Consider the following 493-nt stretch of genomic DNA (forward strand, 5'->3'; position numbering starts at 1 on the left):
CCAAGTCTAAATAATTATTCACATCCAGCCGCAGTTGCCGAGTCCCAATGAAATCGGGCGGCTGGAACCTTTGAATAGTGTTCATCACCACGCTTTTCACTATTATTTAAGCAATCTCTACTATATTCCCCGCTCTGCTAAACGATAATTAAAATTATCCAGCTCTCTGGCGTTTTCTAGTGCCTGTTTTTTTTGAACCAAATATTTCTAAAAAATATAGCCTAATGCAGCGTTGCTTTGTCGGTGCTGATAACTGGATATTTTTTGTTAAAGATCCGTCATGAATTGTCGACAACAAGACTGAACAATAGCGCTAAATAAAAAAAGTTGGCAATACCAAGTTGCGATCTTTAAGGACAATTCAATGAACATGCATAGCATACGTACCAAAAGCTCTTTACCGGTAATGGTGATGGGGTTAACCATTATTATCGTCATCTCGATGTTCTGGTGGATGATGTCCTTACAGAATAATCTGATTGAAATTCAGTCG

The organism is Methylophaga sp. UBA4204, from assembly GCF_002379485.1.
GTDB lineage: Bacteria > Pseudomonadota > Gammaproteobacteria > Nitrosococcales > Methylophagaceae > Methylophaga.